This is a genomic window from Shewanella sp. 11B5, from assembly GCF_002836795.1.
In the GTDB taxonomy this organism is placed as follows: domain Bacteria; phylum Pseudomonadota; class Gammaproteobacteria; order Enterobacterales; family Shewanellaceae; genus Shewanella; species Shewanella frigidimarina.
In genome coordinates, this window is the sequence record NZ_PJAP01000095.1 from 1 (window position 1) to 1,300 (window position 1,300).

Annotated in this window: 2 protein-coding genes and 1 pseudogene; 2 read left to right on the top strand and 1 reads right to left on the bottom strand. The window is 41.2% G+C overall.

The window, feature by feature from the left end:
- Positions 1-263 precede the first annotated feature (263 nt).
- Together CXF78_RS00790 and CXF78_RS00795 are read left to right on the top strand one after the other, a co-directional pair.
- On the top strand, positions 264-698 hold the full coding sequence (locus tag CXF78_RS00790; protein WP_102035711.1) for a hypothetical protein: 435 nt from the start codon (positions 264-266) through the stop codon (positions 696-698).
- Positions 699-746: 48 nt separating this feature from the next.
- Positions 747-1,151 carry an NUDIX hydrolase gene (locus CXF78_RS00795; RefSeq protein WP_011637733.1) on the top strand — a complete coding sequence of 135 codons (405 nt, stop codon included), beginning with the start codon at positions 747-749 and terminating at the stop codon, positions 1,149-1,151.
- Here CXF78_RS00795 and CXF78_RS21585 read toward each other — a convergent pair.
- A pseudogene (locus CXF78_RS21585) lies at positions 1,113-1,300 on the bottom strand (gfo/Idh/MocA family oxidoreductase); the annotation flags it as partial. The gene CXF78_RS00795 and the pseudogene CXF78_RS21585 sit on opposite strands and share 39 nt — an antisense overlap.

The following is a 1,300-nucleotide window of genomic DNA, read 5'->3' on the forward strand; positions in this document are numbered from 1 at the left end:
AACTTATTAGAAGTTCAATTAAGATATTAGTGACCGCAGGCCATATCTTAAACTAACAGCTGATATTTTCACTGCGTAGTTCTATCTGGTCACTGAACAATGGGAGGTCACAAATGAGCTACCATCAAGGCACGTTATGCAAACCATTTAAAAAGTCATCGCGAATAAGCGACTAATGTTGGACTCGTTTTCGCTTCGCTACATATGCTAACAGACTAACTATTACATACTCCATAGCGGAGCAAGTGCCAAAAGGATTTTGAATGCAAAGGAATGGTTTACTCGTTATTGCTGGCTGCTTAAGCATCTTTGCTGCCTTGCTACACATCAGTTGTATATTTGGCGGCCAAGACTGGTACCTCTTTTTTGGTGCTGGTGAACAAATGGCTAAAATGGCTGCTGCCGGTGATATTTATCCTACCATTGTCACATTAATTATCGCTGCTGTTCTTTGTGTTTGGGGGCTTTACGCATTTTCGGGCGCGGGCTTAATTGTTAAGTTACCGTTTCTAAAAATATGTTTAGTGTTAATCACTGCTGTATACCTAATTCGTGGAGTGGCGGGGTTAATTGTGCCTTTTTTCACGTCATCACCCGATATCCATCAAAACTCTATGGCTTTTTGGTTAGTGAGCTCAACAGTTTGTTGCATCTATGGTATTTACTATTTATTTGGAACAAAGCAGTTATGGCGCTAGTTTTTCAAGAGCACATAACAAGCCTCTATTTATAACAGGAAAACCATCATGGCTTTTAATGACTTATTTAGATTGAGTTCTCACGCGGTCATAACCAATACAGTAGGGGAAGTCTTGCTGTTAAAAGCCACTTATGGTGACAAACATTGGGGTTTGCCGGGTGGTGGGCTTGACCCTAATGAAACAATTCATCAAGCATTACAGCGTGAATGTTTTGAAGAGTTGGGCTGTGAGGTAGATGTGCAATATCTGTCTGGAGTGTATTTTCACAGTGCGTATCAATCGCAAGCGTTTATCTTTCGTTGCGAGTTACCCAAAGGTGCCCAAATAAGTTTAAGCGATGAACACAGCGAGTACGCTTTCGTTGCTGTTACTGAATTATCTAACATTCAGCAACAGCGAGTAAGCGAATGTTTAGCATTCAGTGGTGTGGTTCGCAGCGCGGCTTTCTAAGGCGGCTTTATGCCATGTGGTTAACATTTGCATAATATCAACAGAATCACTGACCTGTACCAAAGGTCTAGGTACTGTGTATTGCTTAGTGTCTAATGCGTTAAGCACAGCTTCTACTTGATAGTAAAACCCATTGCCTTTAGCTTCAA